Origin of the sequence: Vibrio stylophorae (assembly GCF_921293875.1) — a bacterium.
GTDB lineage: Bacteria > Pseudomonadota > Gammaproteobacteria > Enterobacterales > Vibrionaceae > Vibrio_A > Vibrio_A stylophorae.
The window spans coordinates 780639-800144 of sequence record NZ_CAKLDI010000001.1; the positions used below are offsets into that span (position 1 = coordinate 780639).

Below are 19506 nucleotides of genomic sequence, written 5' to 3' on the forward strand. Positions count from 1 at the left end.
CGAGACTCAGCGTTTGGTTAATGCATCGCTACTTTGCGCATCATCTTGGGTTGTTGATTGGCTCGCGGCATACTTGCGAACACGCACTGGGCACTTCTTAAAGTCCGTCTGTTTTGAGAGCGGATCCGTGGCATCTAAGATCAATTTATTGACCAGTGTGTTGGCATCGAAAAAGGGCACGAACACCAGACCTTGCGGTGGTCGGTTTCGCCCTCGTGTTTCTACACGAAGGCGAATTTCACCCCGCGCATTGTCGATCAGCACTTCATCGCCGCGGCGTAATCCCCGCGCTTTTGCATCCTCTGGATGCAAATAGCAAAGCGCATCGGGAACCGCTTTATAAAGCTCAGGAACGCGCCGTGTCATGGTGCCGGTATGCCAGTGCTCAAGAACGCGGCCGGTACATAGCCACAAGTCATATTGCTCATTTGGCACTTCTGGTGGCGCTTCATAGGGCGCTGAGATGATCCATGCTTTGCCATCAGCCTTACCGTAGAACTGCCAGTCTTGCCCCGCTTTCACATAGGGATCGCTGCCACCTTTAAAACGCCAACGCGTTTCTTGGCCATCTACCACGGGCCAGCGTAATCCACGCTCTTGGTGATAGCGCTCATAGGGCGCGAGGTCATGACCATGACCGCGGCCAAATTGGGCATACTCTTCAAACAATCCCTTTTGCACATAAAAGCCAAAATGCTGAGATTCATCGTTTAACTTAGGGGCTTGTTCTAGTGGAAACTGATTAACGACGCCATTTTCATAGAGCACCTGATATAAAGTTTTGCCGCGCAGTTCTGGGCGCTGCGCAATGAGGGATTCAGGCCATACCTCTTCAATGGCAAAGCGTTTGCTAAATTCCATGAGCTGCCACAAGTCAGATTTGGCTTGGCCCACGGTTTGTACTTGCTGATACCAAGATTGTGTTCGACGCTCTGCATTGCCATAGGCGCCTTCTTTTTCAATCCACATCGCGGTGGGCAAAATGAGATCGGCGGCTTGCGCTGTGGCTGTTGGATAGGGGTCAGAAACCACAATAAAATTATTGGGATTGCGATAACCCGGAAGGCGCTCTTGATTGAGGTTGGGGCCTGCTTGCATGTTGTTGTTGCATTGCACCCAATAGACATTCAATTTTTCATCATGCAGCATGCGATCTTGCAGCACGGCATGATAGCCCGGTGTTTCGGGAATGGTGCCCGCTGGCAGTTGCCATATTTTTTCCGCTTTGGCACGATGTTCTGGATTGGCGACCACCATATCGGCAGGCAAGCGATGCGAAAAAGTGCCCACTTCACGTGCGGTGCCGCAGGCTGAAGGTTGTCCGGTCAAAGAGAAGGGACTATTGCCTGGGGTGGCTATCTTCCCTGTCAGTAAGTGCAGGTTATAGACCAAGCTATTCATCCATACCCCGCGCGTGTGCTGATTCATTCCCATGGTCCACAGTGACATCACTTTGCTGTTGGGGTCAGCGTAGGGTTTAGCCAGCGCAATCAGCTGGCTTTCCGATAAACCCGTTAATGCGCTCACTTTCTCTGCGGTATAGGGCGCAACAGATGCTTTGTAAGCGGCAAAATCTATGGATGTGATGGTGCCATCATTGGGATGTTTGGCTTGGCGCTGAATGGGGTCGTCATCGCGCAGGCCATAGCCAATATCCGTCGTGGCTTGTTTAAAGTGGGTATGTTGATTCACAAAATCCCAGTTCACCGCATCCTGCTCGATGATGTAATTGGCTATGAAATTGGCGATCGCCAAATCGGTTTGCGGCACAAAAATGTAGCCATGATCGGCAAGCTCAAAAGAGCGATGATGATAAGTGGATAACACATGCACGCGAACATGTTCGTGGCTTAATCTGCGGTCGGTAATGCGGGTCCAGAGTACAGGATGCATCTCCGCCATATTCGAACCCCACAACACAAAGGTGTCGGCGTGTTCAAAATCATCGTAACAGCCCATGGGTTCGTCGATACCAAAGCTGCGCATAAAGCCGCCTACGGAAGAGGCCATACAATGCCGTGCATTGGGATCAATATTATTGGAGCGAAAGCCGGCTTTCATCAATTTGGATGCGGCATAGCCTTCCATAATTGTCCACTGGCCTGAGCCAAACATGCCGACACTGGTGGGGCCTTTATCGGCGAGGGCTTGTTTCCATTTTTGTGCCATCAAATCAAAGGCGGCTTGCCAAGAAATAGGCTCAAAATCGCCATCCTTATGATACTCACCATGCTTCATACGCAGTAAAGGCGTGGTGAGGCGATCTTCGCCGTACATGATTTTTGATAAAAAGTAGCCCTTAATACAGTTGAGTCCCTTATTCACAGGGGATTTAGGATCGCCTTGCGTTGCGACAACATGGCCATTTTGCACGCCAACGAGCACTGAGCAGCCAGTGCCACAGAATCGACAGGGCGCTTTATCCCAATTGATTTTGCTTTGTTCAGAGCTGGCAATCAGATTGGTTGCCGATGTGGGTAATGAGATGCCTGCAACTGTAGCGGCCGAAAGGGCGGCGTTTGCTTTAATAAAATTTCGGCGTGTGAGTTTCATAGGTCACCTACAGAGTGGGAAAGCAGTTGATCAAGGGAGTCATCGTTGGGCGTGATTTGGTGATAAACCAAAACGGCTTGGTGGACATGGGGCAGACTTTGAATGCGTTCAATCTCCTCGCAGAGTACGCCCGGTGTATCGGCTTCAAGCACGACCACTAATTTGCCATGCTCGTTTTCACCAAAGATTTGGCTATTGGGGCGCTTTAAAATCGCTTGTTTGGTTTGGGAAATCGCCTGATTGGCGCAATAAACCACCAAACTTGAGATATGTACTTCGGCGGTCATGGTGCTTCTCCTAAATTGAATGCGCGATCTTGGGGCGTTTCTATCTCTAAATGCTGAGTTGAATGCTTGGATGCATTGCTTTGATTTTGCGGGGGTGATGGCGGTTGGTGCATTTGAATGGCTGATACAGGACAAACGGACTGGCAGGCGCCGCAGCCCGTGCAGGCATCTAGGTCAAGAAGTGGCTGCGCTGTTTTGCCAAGGCTGGGGCGAAAACGAATGGCGATGGCTTCACAGCTATCAGCGCAGCTACGACATTCCACGTTGTGATAGGCAAGGCAGCTCGCATCAATGGCTACTTTTAGCTGCCAAGGTGGGTGTTGCTGTTCCTGAAAAAGAGGTTCGGGACAATGTGTCGCGCACTGATAACAAAAGGTGCATTCAGCTAGATTGAAATCGACCGTTGGAAAGCCGCCATCTCCCCGTATGATCATTTGCGTTTCGCAGGCGCGAAGGCAGGCACCACATTGAGTGCAGCCATCAGTCAAGCTTTGCTCGCTGATAAGCCAAGGTAGCCAATGCTTTGGCTGTGAATTGAGTTTCAATAATCGTCGTTTTTGATGATCCACCATACTCGCGAATATTTCTGGCACACAGTTAGAGAAAGTCTAGTGAATGCTGGCATGGGATTTGGTGAGGTGTTGAGAATGGCTCTCATCGACTTCGGCTGACTTGGTTAGTGAGTTGATTTGTCGATGTAAAATGAGTTGGAAAAATTGTCCAATAACTGAGATTTCAAACAATGTATCAAATTGCATCTCTTGAGATGGGCTGTGCGCTGGATTCCTAAATTTGGATCTGTGCTCTTGCGCCCATCGTCGCTTTTTGAAAAGCTGCGGCATAGCTGAAGTGGATTTATCTTCGAGTTTACCTTCGATTGATTATCAAGTTAGTTTCGAATTTATCTTGGGAAAAGTGACCTTGGAAAAGGATAGAAAATGAAAGGCATCGCACAGCAATGCATCAAGTGGTGCGCAGGACTCAGTGTGTGGATCGCCATGAGCGCGCATGCCGTGTCTTGGCAAACGGCGCAGTTTGAAGTGAATTTGCCTGAAGGTTGGCATGTCGAAACGGACTATCACAAAACCTTGTTGGCCATGGGCAACCCATTGGGCTTTGGCCCGCCGTTTTTAAATATCGATTTTGTGCCGACGCCAACACCCGACCGCCAGCAAGCCGTGTTGGAGCGTATTAATCGTTATGTCGGTGAGCTCGGTGGAAAATTGCAGCAAAAGCAGTGTCAGCCTAATTGCCAAGCCTATTTGGCCGTGACCCCAACCGAGATGGAAGGCGAGTCTGTACTGTCGATTTTCGTTGCGGTGATCACGCCCACCATGAGCTATTACATCGACTACGGCAGCATTGGTGATGAGCAGCAAAGTGTCTCTTGGGCGCAAAATCTCGCGCAGCAAATTCTATCAAGCCATCGCGCAATCAATGCCAGAAGCTATCATCAGCAGGCGAAATTGACGCCACCCGCAGCGCCTCTTGTGGTAGCTGAGCCTGAGCTTCAAAGCGAGCCATCCAGCTTTTTTGATGTTCCTGAAGATGAGTGAATCGCTAATCTTAATCGCCAAAAAGCCGCAGATGTTGCGGCTTTTTGTTTTTTAAGCGCTGTTGGTGGAGCGATGGCGTCGTGAAGCGACTGAATAGGGCACTTTAATCAGGAAGCGGGCTGGTGAGCTGACTAAGCGCTGCGAAAACTTGCGCAAAGGGTTGTTGCTCAAGTTTGGCAAAGCCATCCATTTTATTGGCTTTGAGCTGACTGAGTCTTGGCGTGCTGATGCCGCACAAAAAGCGGGTGGCAGCTTGTTTGCTCAGCGGCTGCTCAAAAGGGGAGGTGGCATCAGCCAGTCTAAGTGGCGTTAGCCAATGCTCAAGTGTGGCGATGGTTGGCATCGCCTGCTCGGATTGAGCCAGCTGCGCCACTTGACCTCGGCATACCGAACAATGACCACATTGCTCTGGTGCTTGGTGATCGGCAAAGTAGCGCGCCAATCTTGCGCTTAAGCAGCTATGTGCTTGGAAGAAATCGAGCATCGCGGCAATACGCGCCATCTCACTTTGCTCTTTTTGCGCAAACAGTTGATGCAGCTGCTGAGCAAGCTTTTGCGGTTCAAATTGCCCTTGGCGAATACGATAGACATCAGTCATCTGTTTGCTTTCAAGCACAATCCAGCCTTGCTGATGAAAGTAGTCCAGTGCGGCGATGACGCGTTTTCGCTCATGCTGACCGCCTTGCCATAGCGCTTCGAAATCCACCTGACACCAAGTTCTAGCCTGTGGTGAGCAGGCGAAAATGGCGCGAATGAAGTCTTGGCGCTCGCCCTGAAATTGGCTGAGGATCTGCTCGCGGCTATGCACCCACTTAAATTTGTAGTCCGCAAAATAGCTGTATTGCGCCTCAATGACGCCCTGTAGCTCAAGGTAAACCAGCAAGGTTTTGAGCGGCAGCTGACGAATATTACTGCGCTTGGATAGGCTTAAAAGTTGTAGCTCCCACTGCGGGCTGCTTTGGCTGTGAATTTCATTGAGCACCGATTGGATGGCGCTAAGCTCAGGGGTATCGCCGTAGACAAAATTTTCCAGCACATGAACGCCATCGCAATTGGCGAGCACCATACATTGTGAGGGCAAACCATCGCGGCCAGCGCGGCCAATTTCTTGGCTGTAATTTTCAATGGATTTGGGTAAATCAAAGTGGATCACCCGGCGAATATCAGATTTATCCACCCCCATACCAAAGGCGATTGTCGCGACGATGCAGTGAATCTGACCGGCCATAAACTGCTGCTGAATGTTCTGGCGCAGCGTGTGATCGAGTCCGGCATGATAGGCCTTGGCATTGATGCCCGCTTGCATCAGTTGGGCTGCAACTTGCTCGGCGCTGTGCTGCAGCGTGACATACACAATGGTTGGCGCCTCGGGTGCGGTCTTGAGCTGCTCAATCAGTGTTGGCACCTTTTGTGATGGCGTACAGGGCAGAACGGCTAAATCAAGATTGGGACGATAAAAGCCGGTTACCGTGACATGTTCAGGTGCGATGGCAAATTTTTGCTGCATATCAGCGATTACTTGCTCTGTCGCTGTGGCCGTTAAAAGCAGCACTTGGCCAATATTGAGCTGCTGACAGTAGTGGGGCAGTTTGAGGTAATCCGGGCGAAAATTATGGCCCCACTCAGAGATACAGTGCGCCTCATCCACTACCATCATGGAGATCGGAACTTGCGAGATAAATTGGCGAAAACGCTCGTTCTTCAAACGCTCCACCGAGATCATCAAAATCTTAATCTCACCTTGCTGCACGCGACGCATGATGGACTGGCTGGTGGCGTAATCTTGGCTGGAATCGATGCAGGCTGCGGCAATACCTTTGCTTTGTAAAAACTGTAATTGGTCATGAATCAGCGCCAGTAGCGGTGAAATCACTAAGGTCAGATGCGGTAGCATCAGTGCGGGCAGCTGATAACACAGAGATTTTCCCGAGCCTGTGGGGAAAATCGCTGCTGCGCTATGGCCTGCGAGAATATGCTCGATAACCGGTTGTTGACCCAATCGTAGCTGGTCAAAGCCAAAGTATTGCTGCAAGGTTTGCGTGATGCATGGATTGGCTATCGATGGTGCAGACGATTGAGATGATGACGGAAATGATGGGTGTGATGACATAGCCAGTCCTGTGCGCTGATAAATCCAAGTCACTTGATGGTATCCTATGCCTTGGGCTATGTGCCAATTTCTGTGAGGAAAAACAGTTGAACCCAGTGATCCCACCGCTGAACAAAGCCGTAGTGCATGCACAAATTATGGCCATGCTAGAGCAAATTCATTGCAATGCACAAAGCGCGACACAAACTGCCATTGATGCAGCCACCAGTGAAGAGACGGTGGCCGAGCATAAATACGACACCTTCAGTCTAGAAGCCTCTTATCTTGCTCATGGTCAGGCGATGCGGGTTCAGCAGTGCGCGCAAGATATTGTCAGCTATCAAGGGATGGTACTGCGCGATTTTGACCAAGACAGCCCTATCGCACTGGGCGCTTTGGTGACGCTGGAAGATCAAGCGTCGCAGCTGCATCACTATTTTATCGGACCGGCGGCGGGTGGCATTGAGCTCGCGGGGCCACCAAAAGTCACGGTGATCACCCCGCAGTCGCCTTTAGCACAAGCTATGTTGGGGTTAAAACTTGATGATGAGGTACGCTGGCAGCGCGGTGAACAGTGGTTACTGATGGATGTGGTGGCGATTTGTTAAGCGTGGTGTTAGGTATTCGTCGTTAGGCATGGAGCCTAGCTTATCAATCATCAGTGAACAAAAAGCGCGCAGGGTGATATGCCCTGCGCGCTTTGTTTTATGACAATCAATGATTCAGTCGTTGATTAGCGCTGGTTCATCTCATCGAGTTTCTGCGCCACTGGCACAGAGAAGTTAAAGCCATCGTAGCGATCCCAGTTGATCGACCAAGTCATCACGCCACCAAAGTTAGGCGATAGTTTGGTCGGTGCAATGGTGCCGCACTTGGTACCAAGGCTTAGGCAGTCTAAAGCATCAATGATGTTTTGAATTGGCGCTTGACCCGAGTTGGCTGAGCTTGGGCCAGAAGGCAAGCCAATGGCCACTTGGTCATCACGAAGCGGCGCGAAGTAGCTGCCATCGGCTAGCTCAAAACCTTCGGTTAGCATGCGAGAGGCTGCCACCATCATATCCACAGAGCCTTCTGGTGCTGAGCCTTGCATATAAGGATTGTGCAAACCACCGTTGTTATAGAGCTGTACATGCAGTAGGTCGAGGGTATCGCGCACTTCATTGATCACTGGAATATAGGCGCCCCAAATCCCTGAATAAGAGATCATACCGCCCTGTACATAGGGGTGCTCTGGTGCCATGGTCAGATACATATCGCCGCCAATGTTGGCTTCAATTTGTTTCAATGCGCGGCCCAAGCGCGCCTGGATTTGGGTGCCGTGCAAAAGATTCGAGCCAGACTCTAGATCCACATCAAGACCATCAAAGCCCCACTCTTGAATGATTGCGGTAAGACTGTTAACGAAGTTCACTTCATCTTGGTCGGTATTGAGCGTAATGGTGCCTTCAGCGCCGCCCAAAGAAAGGACAAAAACCTTACCTTTGGCCTGCCAAGCAGCCATATCTTGCTTAAATTTCACCGGATCAATGGCCGCGCATGAGCTGTGCATATCACCGCTGTAGAGATTGAAGTGTACGGTGCCATTGCTGTTGCGATCGTTATCGGCAAAGGCGATATCGATAATGTCCCAGTCATCACTCATTTCAGACAGTGGGAAAGGACAGCCTGATGGATTGTTAAAGTTGTGCCAGTAACCAATGAGTTTGTGGCGTTTTTGTGCGTACTCAACCACGTTCACGGTATGACCGGCGCTTTGCGCGCTGTTACCCGCTGCATCGACAGCATTGGCCACAATAGTGGCTTGGCCGATGGCCGCAGGTGTCCAGCTGACGCTATAAGGCGCGGTTTTGTCTGAGCCAACGATTTGACCATTCACCAGAAAATCCACTTGCGCGACATCGCTGACCAGCGAGGTAGCATTGGCGCTGATTTTGGTGGCTTTACCCAAACCAAGGGTACGACCGGACTCTGGCGCAGTGAGCTGCGCAACAATGGGTTGATCGCTCACCGATACGCGTACCGATGATTCACCGACTAAACCTTCGTTGTCCGTTGCGGCAACGCGGATCACTTGCTCACCAAGCGCTACCGCTGTCCAATCAAGCTGATAAGGGGCTTTGTTGACGGTGCCAAGCAGCGTTTGGCCAAGATAGAAGTCAACTTTGGCAATGGTGCCATCTTCATCTGTGGCAGTGGCGGTAATGGTTTGCATGCCACCAGCGAGCAGAACAGCATCTTGCGCTGGTGCAGAGATGGTTACCACAGGTTTGGCGGCGCAAATGCCAAGGCCAGTCCAGGCGTCTTGCCAGTGCGCACCTTTGCCGGGCTCATAGGCCCAAAGCGAGTCTGAGCTACACCAGCCCGCGACATCGCAGCGGTATTTCTGCTCAAGATGAGCCACTTCATCACCAGCGTTGTATGTGTTGCCCGGTACATAAGCAGGCACGCCCGCGCAGCCGCCTGAGCCAGCATTTTGCACCTCAAGCGTCACCACTTGGCTCTTACCTGCGAGGTTGTCATCATCAAGGGCTTCGGCACGAATTTGCGCTTTGCCAGCCGTGGCGGTCCAAGTGGCGCTATAGGGCGCGCTAGTGTCTGTGCTTACCAAGGTTTCATTGACATAGAAACTCACTTGACTCACCAAACCATCTTGATCGCTCGCATCGGCGCTGAGCGTCACAAGCTCACCCACTTGAGCGCTTTGGCCTGCTTGTGGACTGGTGAGATTGACACTTGGCGCAATGCCCGCACCGGCTTCTTTGACCAAGAAGCTCACTTTGCTTTCACTGATTGCGCCTTTGTCATCGGTGGCAATCGCGGTCAGGGTATATTGACCCAGCGCGGCCAACCAATTGACTTGGTAGGGCGCAGCAGTAACCACCTCAAGGGATTGACCATTGAGTAGAAACTCAACCTGTGTCACTTGACCATCTTTATCGCTGGCTTTGGCGACAAAGGTGACGGCATCTTGTACCGTGAGTACGGCGTTGTTGGCAGGAGAGGTGATCGCCACTTCGGGCGCAAAGTTAGCACCGCTACAAGCGCCGAGGTCGGTCCAAACTTGCCACTGACCAGCGTTGTTTTCAGGTTGGTCGCCTTGGGTCCACCAATTGGCACGATAGGCGTGTTGATTGCGAGTAATTTCACTGCCGCCTGTATAGGCGACATTGCTTTTCCACTCGGCAAGTGTGCTGCAGTCAGCCGCAGCAGCTTGATGGCTAAATGCCAGCGCAGAAACAATGGCGCTCGCAAGTACGATCCGTTTCATATTGCATCCTTTTTTGTCGTGAACGGCCCTACTTAAATAGCCAAGCCAAGGTCAAACTGCGTCAGCGTATTGTGAATCGTCTCGATTTTTTCGGTCAGAATGCTAGCTTGGTTCCATTGCCACTTTGCGCACGCACAAGCCCTGACATAAGCAGTGAAGCAGTTCACACTTTGCCCCCTTTTTATGGGCTATCTTTGACCACGGTAACCCTGCAGCGTGGTAACTTTGAAACTTGATGCAAGCCAAGGTAACATGCTGATTCAAATGCGCCATATGGAACTCGGCTGCAGCCGATAACGAGGAAATAATGAAAAAAATTGAAGCGATTATTAAGCCGTTTAAGCTTGATGATGTGCGTGAAGCACTTGCCGATGTGGGCATTAATGGGATGACCGTCTCTGAAGTGAAAGGTTTTGGTCGTCAAAAAGGTCACACCGAGCTTTATCGCGGCGCTGAATACATGGTCGACTTTCTACCAAAAGTAAAACTAGAAATCGTGGTTGCCGACGATGTGGTGGATCAATGCATTGATGCCATCGTTGAAACAGCGCAAACCGGCAAAATTGGTGATGGTAAAATTTTCGTCACTGATGTGGATCGCGTGATCCGTATTCGTACCGGTGAAGAGGACGAAGACGCCATTTAAGCTATGGTTTTTATTAAGCGATGATTTCTGTCTTCGTTTTTGACGCCAAAAGGGCCGCAGCATTGCGGTCTTTTTTGTGCTTAAAATTGTTCTGTCATGATTAATTTACAGCTATTTTGCACCGCTGTGGCGAAAGAGATACAGCGTATCATCCGTCAAAAAGCGCGATAGGGCGCTGGATTCAAGCTAGGGTGGGGTATTACTTGGCGCTTGGCTCAGACTTTGGCGATAGCTGAATGAAGCTGTGCGGCAAACTTGCCTATGCCGCGGGGCGGTTGCCTGCTCTGTGATTTGTCCTCGCACCCTCCCTATTTATATTTGTCTCATTAAAATGCGGCGATTATTTTTCAGTTGATATTGCCCCATGAGCCATTCAAAAGATTCCAGCATTAACGTTGACGCCCTGTTTCTAGGGCCTCGCTCAGAAAACCGCGTGTTCTTTAAAGAGATGATGGCCTTTGCCGTCGGTGAGCATGTGCACTGGCGCGCGAACTATCATCCAGAAGACCCAGCACTGGTAACGCCTCAGCAGCAGTATCAGCCAGATTTTCGTCACACCCTGTATCGCACAGAAGATATTTTGCGCCAGCTTTCTGCGCGTTTAAAAGCGCAATCGGTGCCATTTTTCTCGCCGCGTTATTTAGGCCATATGAATGCTGACACCTTAATGGTTTCCAATTTGGCCTACACCATGACGGCGATGTATAACCCCAATAACTGCGCCGCTGAAGTGTCGCCCGTGACCACCCAGCTTGAGCTCGAAGTGGGTCAGCAGCTTGCGCAAATGTTTGGCTATAGCCCTGAAAAAGCCTGGGGCCATTTAACCTCTGGTGGCACCGTGGCTAACTATGAAGGTCTGTGGGTTGCGCGTAACCTCAAAACATTCCCCATGGCCATTGCTGCGCATCAGGCTACAGCCGACTTGGTTGCTGATTTAAGTGAGCAAGACTTGCTGAATATGGCACCGGATGCTGTGTTGGATTTAATCTCGGCCAGTCAGCAGCGCGGTGAATTTGAAGCAGTGCGCGATCTGTCTGCGCGCGGTGTCGGCGTGATGCCAGGTCAGCTTGGCAAGCTATTGGTGCCACAATCCAAGCACTACTCTTGGCAAAAGGCGATGGATATTTTGGGTCTTGGCCAGCAAAACATTGTGCCGCTGCCATTGGATGAAAACTATCGTACCGACATTGGGGCGCTGAATCAAATCGTGGATGAGATGATGCAAGCGGGTACGCCAATTTTGGGTGTGATTGCTGTGGTGGGGACCACCGAAGAGGGCTCAGTGGATCCTGTGGATGCCGTGGTGGCGCTTCGTGAACGTTGTCAGCAGCAATATGGTCGTTCTTTCTATATTCATGTTGATGCGGCCTATGCTGGCTATGCGCGTTCGCTCTTTGTGGGCGATGATCACCAGCTTTTGGCCTACGATGATCTCATTGCCCATTATCGCCAGCAAGACACCATTCCAGAAGGTGTGCAGTGGCCAAAACCTGAGGTCTATTCAGCCTTTGCTGCGCTTTCAAAAGTGGACTCCATTACTGTGGATCCGCATAAAGTGGGTTATATCCCCTACGCTGCGGGCGCGATTGTGATGCGCGATCGCCGCATTGTGGATCTTATCTCCTATCATGCCGCTTATGTTTTTGAAGGTGACCGCCAAGGGATGGCCTTGGGCTCATCGATTATGGAAGGATCAAAAGCTGGGGCAACCGCGGCTGCGGTATGGGCGGCGCATCAGCTGTGTCCGCTGAGTGTGAATGGTTATGGTGAGGTGATCGCACGTGGTATTGTTAGTGCGGATTGGCTGGCAAAAGCCATTGAAAGTGCGCCTGTTTTTAATGTGGATGGCCGCCAATTCCAGCTTAATCTGATGATGCAGCCTGATTTTCATATGGTGAATTTCACCTTGAAAGAGCTTGGCGATGACACTTTAGTTGGGCACAACGCACTCAATCAAAAGGTCTATCACTATAGCTCCTATTTAAGTGGTCGCCCCTATGATAAGAGCTTTTTAACCTCATCTACCACCTTGTCTCGTCATGAACACGGCGAAGCCCCCGCGCATTTTGCGGCGCAAATGGGCTTTGCTGCAAGCGAGTGGGAAAACACCCAAGAGGTCTATATTCTGCGCGCTGCAGTGATGACTCATTTCCTTCGCGATCGCGCGCGTTTTGAAGCTTACTGGCAAGAGCTCTTGGCGATTTTTGAGCGTATTTTGCAGCAAATTGTTGAGGATGAAGCGCGCTTAGTGCGTCGCAATGCCGGTCAAAATTAATCGCGCTCGAAGCTAAGCTTGTCCGAAACTGAGTGTATTTGCGGTTGATTGAAACGCAGTGGGGTGAACTTCCCACTGCGTTTTTTTATGGCATGCATTTGAAATGTAAGCCTAAGGTTTATGCGGCCTGTCTTGATGATTGAGAAAAGGTCATCATGATGATGAAGAAAAAACATGATCAAAAGGCCAATCAAAGGCGAGAAAGGGCTACTCGCGCGCGTACAAATTCGTTAGAATGCCCCCCTTAACACGCCGCATGTTACGCAGGCGAAAACGTTTGCGTAGGCGTTGTTCAGTAGCCGTCATGAAAGTCAGGAGAGACAGATGCTAACGCGTGATATGCAAATTGAGAATTACGATCCAGAGCTATTTGCTGCGATTCAAGAAGAGACTGCTCGTCAGGAAGAACATATTGAGCTGATCGCTTCTGAAAACTACACCAGCCCACGCGTGATGGAAGCGCAAGGCTCACAATTGACCAACAAGTACGCCGAAGGTTATCCAGGTAAGCGTTACTACGGCGGTTGTGAATATGTCGACAAAGCGGAAGCTTTGGCCATTGACCGTGCTTGCCAGTTGTTTGGCGCTGAATATGCGAACGTTCAGCCACACTCAGGCTCACAAGCCAACTCAGCGGTTTATATGGCGCTGCTTAATCCTGGTGATACTGTACTTGGCATGAGCCTTGCTCACGGTGGTCACTTGACTCACGGCTCTCCTGTGAACTTCTCTGGTAAGCACTATAACGTCATTCCTTACGGTATCGACGACGCTGGCCAGATCGATTACAACGAAATGGAAGCACTGGCGCTTGAGCACAAACCAAAGATGATCATCGGTGGTTTCTCAGCGTACTCACAAGTGGTTGATTGGGCGCGTATGCGCGAAATCGCAGACAAAGTAGGCGCTTACCTTTTTGTTGATATGGCGCACGTTGCTGGTTTGGTTGCCGCTGGCGTTTACCCATCGCCACTTCCGCACGCACATATCGTGACCACCACCACCCACAAAACCTTGGCGGGTCCTCGTGGCGGTTTGATTTTGTCCAATGCGGGCGAAGATTTTTATAAGAAACTGAACTCAGCCGTATTCCCTGGCGGCCAAGGTGGCCCATTGATGCACGTGATCGCAGCAAAAGCGGTTGCCTTCAAAGAAGCCATGGAGCCTGAGTTTAAAGCTTACCAAGCACGTGTTGTTGAAAACGCAAAAGCGATGGTTGAAGTGTTCCTATCTCGTGGTTACAAGATCGTCTCTGGCGGTACTGAAAACCACCTTTTCTTGGTTGATCTAATTGATAAAGGGATCACAGGTAAAGAAGCAGATGCAGCACTTGGCGCCGCCAACATCACAGTAAACAAAAACAGTGTACCAAATGATCCACGTAGCCCATTTGTGACCTCTGGTATTCGTGTCGGTACGCCTTCAATCACCCGTCGTGGTTTCACTGTGGACGATGCAAAAGCATTGGCCGGTTGGATGTGTGACGTGATGGATAACATCAATGATGAATCTGTGATTGAAGCAACCAAAGCAAAAGTACTGGAAATTTGTAAACGTCTTCCTGTTTACGCTTAATTTCTCGCTTTGAGTCAAAAACGGCGCCATTTGGGCGCCGTTTTTGGTTTTTTTTTCCGGAAATCTTGGCAAAATAGCGCTTTCTCGTTATCGTGCCATGCTCACCCATGGTTTTCGCCCTAAACACCGCGCTAAATTGATAGTTGCGCCTAGATAGTCAACGAGGAGTGCGCATGCATTGTCCCTTCTGTAGTGCTACAGATACCAAAGTGATCGATTCACGTTTGGTGGCTGATGGCCATCAAGTTCGTCGCCGTCGCCAATGTTTGGACTGTTCAGAACGTTTTACCACCTTTGAAGTTGCTGAATTGGTGATGCCTCGGGTGATCAAAAATAACGGCAATCGTGAACCTTTTGATGAAGACAAATTGCGCGGTGGCTTGCAGCGAGCATTGGAAAAACGCCCGGTTAAATCTGATGATATTGAACGCGCGGTGAATGTGATTAAGTCAAAATTGCGCGCCACAGGTGAACGCGAAGTGCCTTCTGAAATGGTGGGTAACCTTGTGATGGATGCACTAAAAGAGCTCGATAAAGTGGCTTATATCCGTTTTGCTTCTGTGTATCGCAGTTTTGAAGATTTACGTGAATTTGGTGAAGCGATTGCCAAACTAGAAGACTAGCCTTTGGCTAGCAAATGAATAAAGGCAAAGCATGTCCAATTTTTCTTTAATTGATCAGCAGCATATGCAGCGAGCGCTGGCATTGGCTGCACTTGGACGTTACAGCACAACGCCCAATCCATCCGTGGGCTGTGTGATTGCCCATGGTGAACAGGTGGTGGGGGAAGGTTTTCATCAGCGTGCTGGTGGCCCACACGCTGAAGTCCATGCGCTGCGCATGGCCGGCGAACAAGCGCGCGGCGCCACGGCCTATGTGACGCTAGAGCCCTGTTCTCATTACGGGCGCACGCCACCTTGTGCCAAAGCTTTGGTTGAAGCCAACGTCGCGCGTGTAGTGTGTGCCATGGTGGATCCCAATCCACAGGTTTCAGGCCGTGGCCTGAAAATTTTAAGTGATGCAGGCATTGAAGTGGCTGCTGGTCTTTTTGAAGAGCAGGCTAAAGCGCTTAATCCTGCATTTATTCATCGCATGCAAACGGGTCGGCCTTGGGTTCAGCTTAAGGTAGCAACTAGTTTGGATGGCAAAACAGCATTAGCTAACGGTCAAAGTCAGTGGATCACCAGTGCTGAAGCGCGTCGTGATGTACAAGCCCACCGTGCGCAAGCTGGGGCGATTTTATCGACGGCAAAAACTGTCATCGATGACAATGCCAGCCTCAATGTGCGTCGCTCTGAATTGCCAGAAAATGTGCTGTCGGCGCTGTCATGGCAGCCAGAGGCAGCGCTTCGCCAACCCACGCGTATCTTGATTGATAGCCAATGCCGCCTGCAATCGAGCCAATCTATTTTCCAAGTGTCATCAGACCAAAGTGCCGGTGATGTTTGGCTGGCGAGTGGTCAAGCTTACCCAGAATCTCAGACTTTCCCAGACCATGTGTCGGTGCTTGAGCAATTGGCGCGCAGTGACAAAAGCGGGCAAAGTGACACGCAACACATTGATCTAGCTGCCTTGATGGCACACATCAGCGCGCAAAATATTAACCATCTGTGGGTGGAAGCGGGCGCAGGACTGGCCGGTGCCATGCTTAGTCAAGGCTATGTTGACCAGCTCATTGTTTATATGGCACCTAAGCTGATGGGCAGTGATGGCCGTAGTTTGGCAGAGCTCACCGGTATCGCCAGTATGGATCAAACACTCAATTGGCAGTTTGATGAAGTTTCTATGATCGGCCCCGATCTCAAGATCGTGGCATCGCCAAAACAATAGAAGGAATGTCGACCTATGTTTACCGGCATTATTGAAGCGGTTGGCACGCTCAAAGCCATCACCCCAAAAGGGGGCGATGTAACAGTCCATGTGCAAAGTGGCAAATTGGATCTGAGCGATGTCAAATTAGGCGATAGCATCGCCACCAATGGTGTGTGCTTAACTGTTGTGGCATTGAGCCATGATGGTTATGCCGCTGACTTGTCAGCAGAAACGCTCAAGCTGACGGGGTTTGCAAATTACCGTGCGGGCCAGCGTTTGAATTTAGAAAAAGCGATGCAAGCCACTACGCGTTTTGGTGGCCATATTGTTTCAGGCCATGTCGATGGCATTGCTAAAGTGGTCAGTAAACAGGATGTTGGTCGTGCCATTGAATTTTGGCTCGAAGCGCCAGCAACATTGGCGCATTACATTGCACACAAAGGTTCTGTGACCATTGATGGTATTAGCTTAACCGTCAATGAAGTGGACGGCGCACGTTTTAAATTGACCATCGTGCCACATACACTTGCCGAAACCACGCTGGCGAAGATTGGTGCAGGTGACGAGGTAAACCTCGAAGTTGATGTCATTGCGCGTTATATTGAACGTCTGATGTTAGGCCGCCAAGAGACCGCTGTGAGCGGTGGTGTGAGTCTAGACTTATTAGCAAAAAGCGGATTTTTACGATAGAGGTGTCCATGGCCATTAGTTCGGCGCAAGAAATTATCGAGGATATCAAGCTCGGTAAAATGGTGATCCTGATGGATGATGAGGATCGTGAAAACGAAGGTGATCTAATCATGGCGGCGGAGCATATTACGCCAGAAGCGATCAACTTTATGGCCACCAACGGCCGCGGTTTGATCTGTTTGACCATGACCAAATCTCGCTGTTTGCACTTGGGATTGAACCCAATGGTGCAAGATAACAATGCCCAATACAGCACCAACTTTACCGTGTCCATTGAAGCGGCAAAAGGCGTGACCACAGGTATTAGCGCTGCTGATCGTGCGCGTACCGTACAGGCGGCCGTGGCGAAAGGCGCAGTGGCAGCTGATTTGGTGCAGCCTGGTCATATTTTCCCACTAGCAGCGCAAGATGGCGGCGTATTAACTCGCGCGGGTCACACAGAAGCAGGTTGTGATTTAGCGCGCCTTGCAGGTCTTGAGCCAGCCTCAGTGATTGTTGAGATTTTGAATGAAGATGGCACCATGGCACGCCGTCCAGATCTTGAAATTTTTGCTGAAAAGCATGGCATTAAGCTAGGCACCATTGCCGATCTCATTGAGTATCGCAATAACCATGAAACCACTATTGAGCGTGTTGCTAGCTGCCAGTTGCCAACCGAATTTGGTGAATTTGAACTGGTAACCTACCGCGATACCATTGATAACCAAATTCACTATGCATTGACCAAAAATACCGATGCATCGATTGCACCTTTGGTGCGTGTGCATTTGCAAGATACCTTTACCGATGTATTACGCTCCGATCGCGCTGCAGAGCGCAGCTGGACCTTGTCATCGGCGATGAAGCGTATTGCTGCTGAAGGTGGTGTGCTGGTGATTTTGGGTAAAGAGGAAACACCAGAGCAGCTGATTGCACGTGTGCAGATGTTTGAAGCGCAAGATAAGGGCGAACGTCCTGCGGGCGCTAAATGGCAAGGCACATCACGCCGTGTTGGTGTGGGCTCGCAAATTCTCGCTGATCTTGGCATTTGTAAAATGCGTTTGCTCTCTTCTGCGGATAAACGCTATCACGCTCTGGGCGGTTTTGGCCTTGAAGTGGTGGAATATATCACTGAATAATTTACAGTGATGGCATGAAATAAAGGCGCTCAATGAGCGCCTTTATTATTTCTATTTTGGCAAAGTGCGATAATTAAAACGCGAACTTATAGCCGATATTTAGGCTAACGGTATTCATATCCCAATCAGCATCATCGACACCGCCAGTGAGATAATAAAGATCGGCGGTGATGTTATTGGCAAAGGTATAGCCGATGCCAAGCATTAAACCAGTATCAATATCTGTTTCTGTAACGCTGTAATATGAATTAGATACGGTAGATTCGGAGAAGGTCAGCGCTAAGCCGCCTTTATAACGCATTCCTGAGCGTGCTTCGTAACCGAGATAGGTCGCAGCCATGGTGATATCGCCATGGGCTTTGATATCGCCCACTTGACCGCCAAGTTCAGCCACATTAGGGATCAACATTTCACCAAGAATCAAACCATTGGCAAAGGTCCAGTTAAGATCGATGGCAACGCCAGTATCTTTGCTAAGATCATCGGCATCCGCCATGGCATAACCAAGACCGATACCAAAACCGCGGCGTGTATGAGTTTGATCGGCCAAAGCCGGTGCAGATATGGAAGCTGCAATGCAAGTCGCTAAAATAATCTTTTTCATTGTGTTGTATTTTTAATCAATGGATGGAAAGAAAATAAAGCGGCTGATAATAATAAAAATAACAACAGATTGAAATAATTTATCGAAATGATTTATTGAAATGATTTAGGTCATGGTTATATCGGTTGAGCCGAAACCCTCAAATCAAAAAAGACATAAAAGGCGAAAATAGAGCGCCTTTGGGGAATTTAGGTAGGGTCGCCAAGTCGGCTAGAGGTTTATTTTACGCAAGTTTCACACATGATTGTGTAGCCTAAAATATGTTTAGCAGCCTTGGGTTTCAATGGTGTAATAGGGGGTGCGGTAGACTTTTCGGTCAAAACCATAAGCGAAATAACATTGGCTTTGCAGGATCTCAGCAATGCTAGTTTGCGAAAAAGCAGGTGCGCTTTTGGGAACCAGATATACGGGGCCAAAAACACCTCCTGCCGCCAGAACATTCCAGTCCGATTTATCAATTTCAAGCACCGTACGAATATTCCAGACGGAAGGCTGGATACGGCCAAAATGCAGGCTGACTTGCCGATTGTTGATCAGCAATTTGGCGTCATTGTCATTATGAATATGGCTAAATTCTTGATTTTCAATGCCTGCCACCACAGCTTCGCTATAAACCACTTCATTGGCGGATTTCAGCGAGCCACTAATGGCATCTAGCTCAGAGATGATGGCTTCATCGGATAGATTGAGTAAACGTGGCACGGCAATCACTGCAAGAATCCCTAAAATAATGATCACGACAACCAGCTCAACTAAGGTAAACCCAGTATCTTGTCGAAGGTTTACGGTGGAACATCGTGACGAAAGAGTCATCCATTGGGGTCGTTGCATGGGTTGTATTATCCATCCGGTTTGTGGCTAGAATAAAAGTGTAGCGAAGCGGCATCTGATTGTGTGCTATCAGATATGAGATTTCAGGATTGATTGTCAGTCGTTATATTCGGCTTGAGTACGATTGCGAATAGAAAAATAGCGGTACTATTATCTTTTTTTGTTGATGTCATGAACGTGCTGCTGTTCATTTTTTATGTTT

Annotated in this window: 16 protein-coding genes; 9 read left to right on the plus strand and 7 right to left on the minus strand. The window is 49.7% G+C overall.

Going from position 1 to position 19506, the window contains the following annotated elements; genetic code table 11:
* Positions 1-6 precede the first annotated feature (6 nt).
* The 3 genes from napA to napF are packed head-to-tail and all read right to left on the minus strand — an operon-like array spanning position 7 to position 3412.
* Complete coding sequence (gene napA, locus L9P36_RS03590) at positions 7-2553, minus strand: periplasmic nitrate reductase subunit alpha (protein ID WP_237465000.1); 2547 nt, start codon at positions 2551-2553, stop codon at positions 7-9.
* Positions 2550-2840 (minus strand): chaperone NapD, encoded by a 291-nt coding sequence (locus L9P36_RS03595; RefSeq protein ID WP_237465002.1) that lies wholly within the window; start codon positions 2838-2840, stop codon positions 2550-2552. Before L9P36_RS03595 ends, napA begins: the two co-directional genes overlap by 4 nt.
* On the minus strand, positions 2837-3412 hold the full coding sequence (gene napF / locus L9P36_RS03600; protein ID WP_354004728.1) for a ferredoxin-type protein NapF: 576 nt from the start codon (positions 3410-3412) through the stop codon (positions 2837-2839). The genes L9P36_RS03595 and napF overlap by 4 nt, the downstream gene beginning before the upstream one ends.
* Positions 3413-3778: 366 nt before the next feature.
* Here napF and L9P36_RS03605 point away from each other — a divergent pair, with 366 nt between their 5' ends.
* The gene (locus L9P36_RS03605; protein WP_237465004.1) at positions 3779-4396 is read left to right on the plus strand and encodes a hypothetical protein; all 618 of its coding nucleotides are present in this window, start codon (positions 3779-3781) and stop codon (positions 4394-4396) included.
* A gap of 103 nt (positions 4397-4499) precedes the next feature.
* Here L9P36_RS03605 and L9P36_RS03610 read toward each other — a convergent pair whose 3' ends face one another.
* On the minus strand, positions 4500-6455 hold the full coding sequence (locus tag L9P36_RS03610; protein ID WP_237467844.1) for a RecQ family ATP-dependent DNA helicase: 1956 nt from the start codon (positions 6453-6455) through the stop codon (positions 4500-4502).
* A 146-nt stretch (positions 6456-6601) separates the two neighbouring features.
* On the opposite strand from L9P36_RS03610, the gene L9P36_RS03615 reads away from it, so the two are divergent.
* On the plus strand, positions 6602-7093 hold the full coding sequence (locus L9P36_RS03615) for a GreA/GreB family elongation factor (protein ID WP_237467845.1): 492 nt from the start codon (positions 6602-6604) through the stop codon (positions 7091-7093).
* A 125-nt stretch (positions 7094-7218) separates the two neighbouring features.
* On the opposite strand, the gene L9P36_RS03620 is transcribed toward L9P36_RS03615, so the two are convergent.
* Positions 7219-9753, minus strand: a complete 2535-nt coding sequence (locus tag L9P36_RS03620; protein ID WP_237465006.1) for an Ig-like domain-containing protein — start codon at positions 9751-9753, stop codon at positions 7219-7221.
* A gap of 307 nt (positions 9754-10060) precedes the next feature.
* Between L9P36_RS03620 and glnB the strand changes: the two genes are divergently transcribed.
* From glnB to ribBA, 7 genes are all read left to right on the plus strand, one after another.
* A complete protein-coding gene (glnB, locus tag L9P36_RS03625; protein WP_237465008.1) occupies positions 10061-10399 on the plus strand; it encodes a nitrogen regulatory protein P-II in 339 nt (112 codons plus the stop codon).
* A 364-nt stretch (positions 10400-10763) separates the two neighbouring features.
* Positions 10764-12674: a pyridoxal phosphate-dependent decarboxylase family protein gene (locus tag L9P36_RS03630; RefSeq protein ID WP_237465010.1), complete on the plus strand. Its 1911-nt coding sequence runs from the start codon at positions 10764-10766 to the stop codon at positions 12672-12674.
* A gap of 324 nt (positions 12675-12998) precedes the next feature.
* Complete coding sequence (glyA, locus tag L9P36_RS03635) at positions 12999-14249, plus strand: serine hydroxymethyltransferase (RefSeq protein WP_237465012.1); 1251 nt, start codon at positions 12999-13001, stop codon at positions 14247-14249.
* 173 nt (positions 14250-14422) lie between these two features.
* On the plus strand, positions 14423-14872 hold the full coding sequence (gene nrdR / locus L9P36_RS03640) for a transcriptional regulator NrdR (RefSeq protein WP_237465014.1): 450 nt from the start codon (positions 14423-14425) through the stop codon (positions 14870-14872).
* 31 nt (positions 14873-14903) lie between these two features.
* Positions 14904-16079 (plus strand): bifunctional diaminohydroxyphosphoribosylaminopyrimidine deaminase/5-amino-6-(5-phosphoribosylamino)uracil reductase RibD, encoded by a 1176-nt coding sequence (gene ribD, locus L9P36_RS03645; RefSeq protein ID WP_237465016.1) that lies wholly within the window; start codon positions 14904-14906, stop codon positions 16077-16079.
* Positions 16080-16094: 15 nt separating this feature from the next.
* Positions 16095-16751 carry a riboflavin synthase gene (locus L9P36_RS03650; RefSeq protein WP_237465018.1) on the plus strand — a complete coding sequence of 219 codons (657 nt, stop codon included), beginning with the start codon at positions 16095-16097 and terminating at the stop codon, positions 16749-16751.
* 8 nt (positions 16752-16759) lie between these two features.
* Positions 16760-17869, plus strand: a complete 1110-nt coding sequence (ribBA, locus tag L9P36_RS03655) for a bifunctional 3,4-dihydroxy-2-butanone-4-phosphate synthase/GTP cyclohydrolase II (RefSeq protein WP_237465020.1) — start codon at positions 16760-16762, stop codon at positions 17867-17869.
* Between the two features lie 73 nt (positions 17870-17942).
* On the opposite strand, the gene L9P36_RS03660 is transcribed toward ribBA, so the two are convergent.
* A complete protein-coding gene (locus L9P36_RS03660; RefSeq protein ID WP_237465022.1) occupies positions 17943-18473 on the minus strand; it encodes an outer membrane beta-barrel protein in 531 nt (176 codons plus the stop codon).
* Positions 18474-18737: 264 nt separating this feature from the next.
* Complete coding sequence (locus L9P36_RS03665; protein ID WP_237465024.1) at positions 18738-19304, minus strand: type II secretion system protein; 567 nt, start codon at positions 19302-19304, stop codon at positions 18738-18740.
* Positions 19305-19506 lie beyond the last annotated feature (202 nt).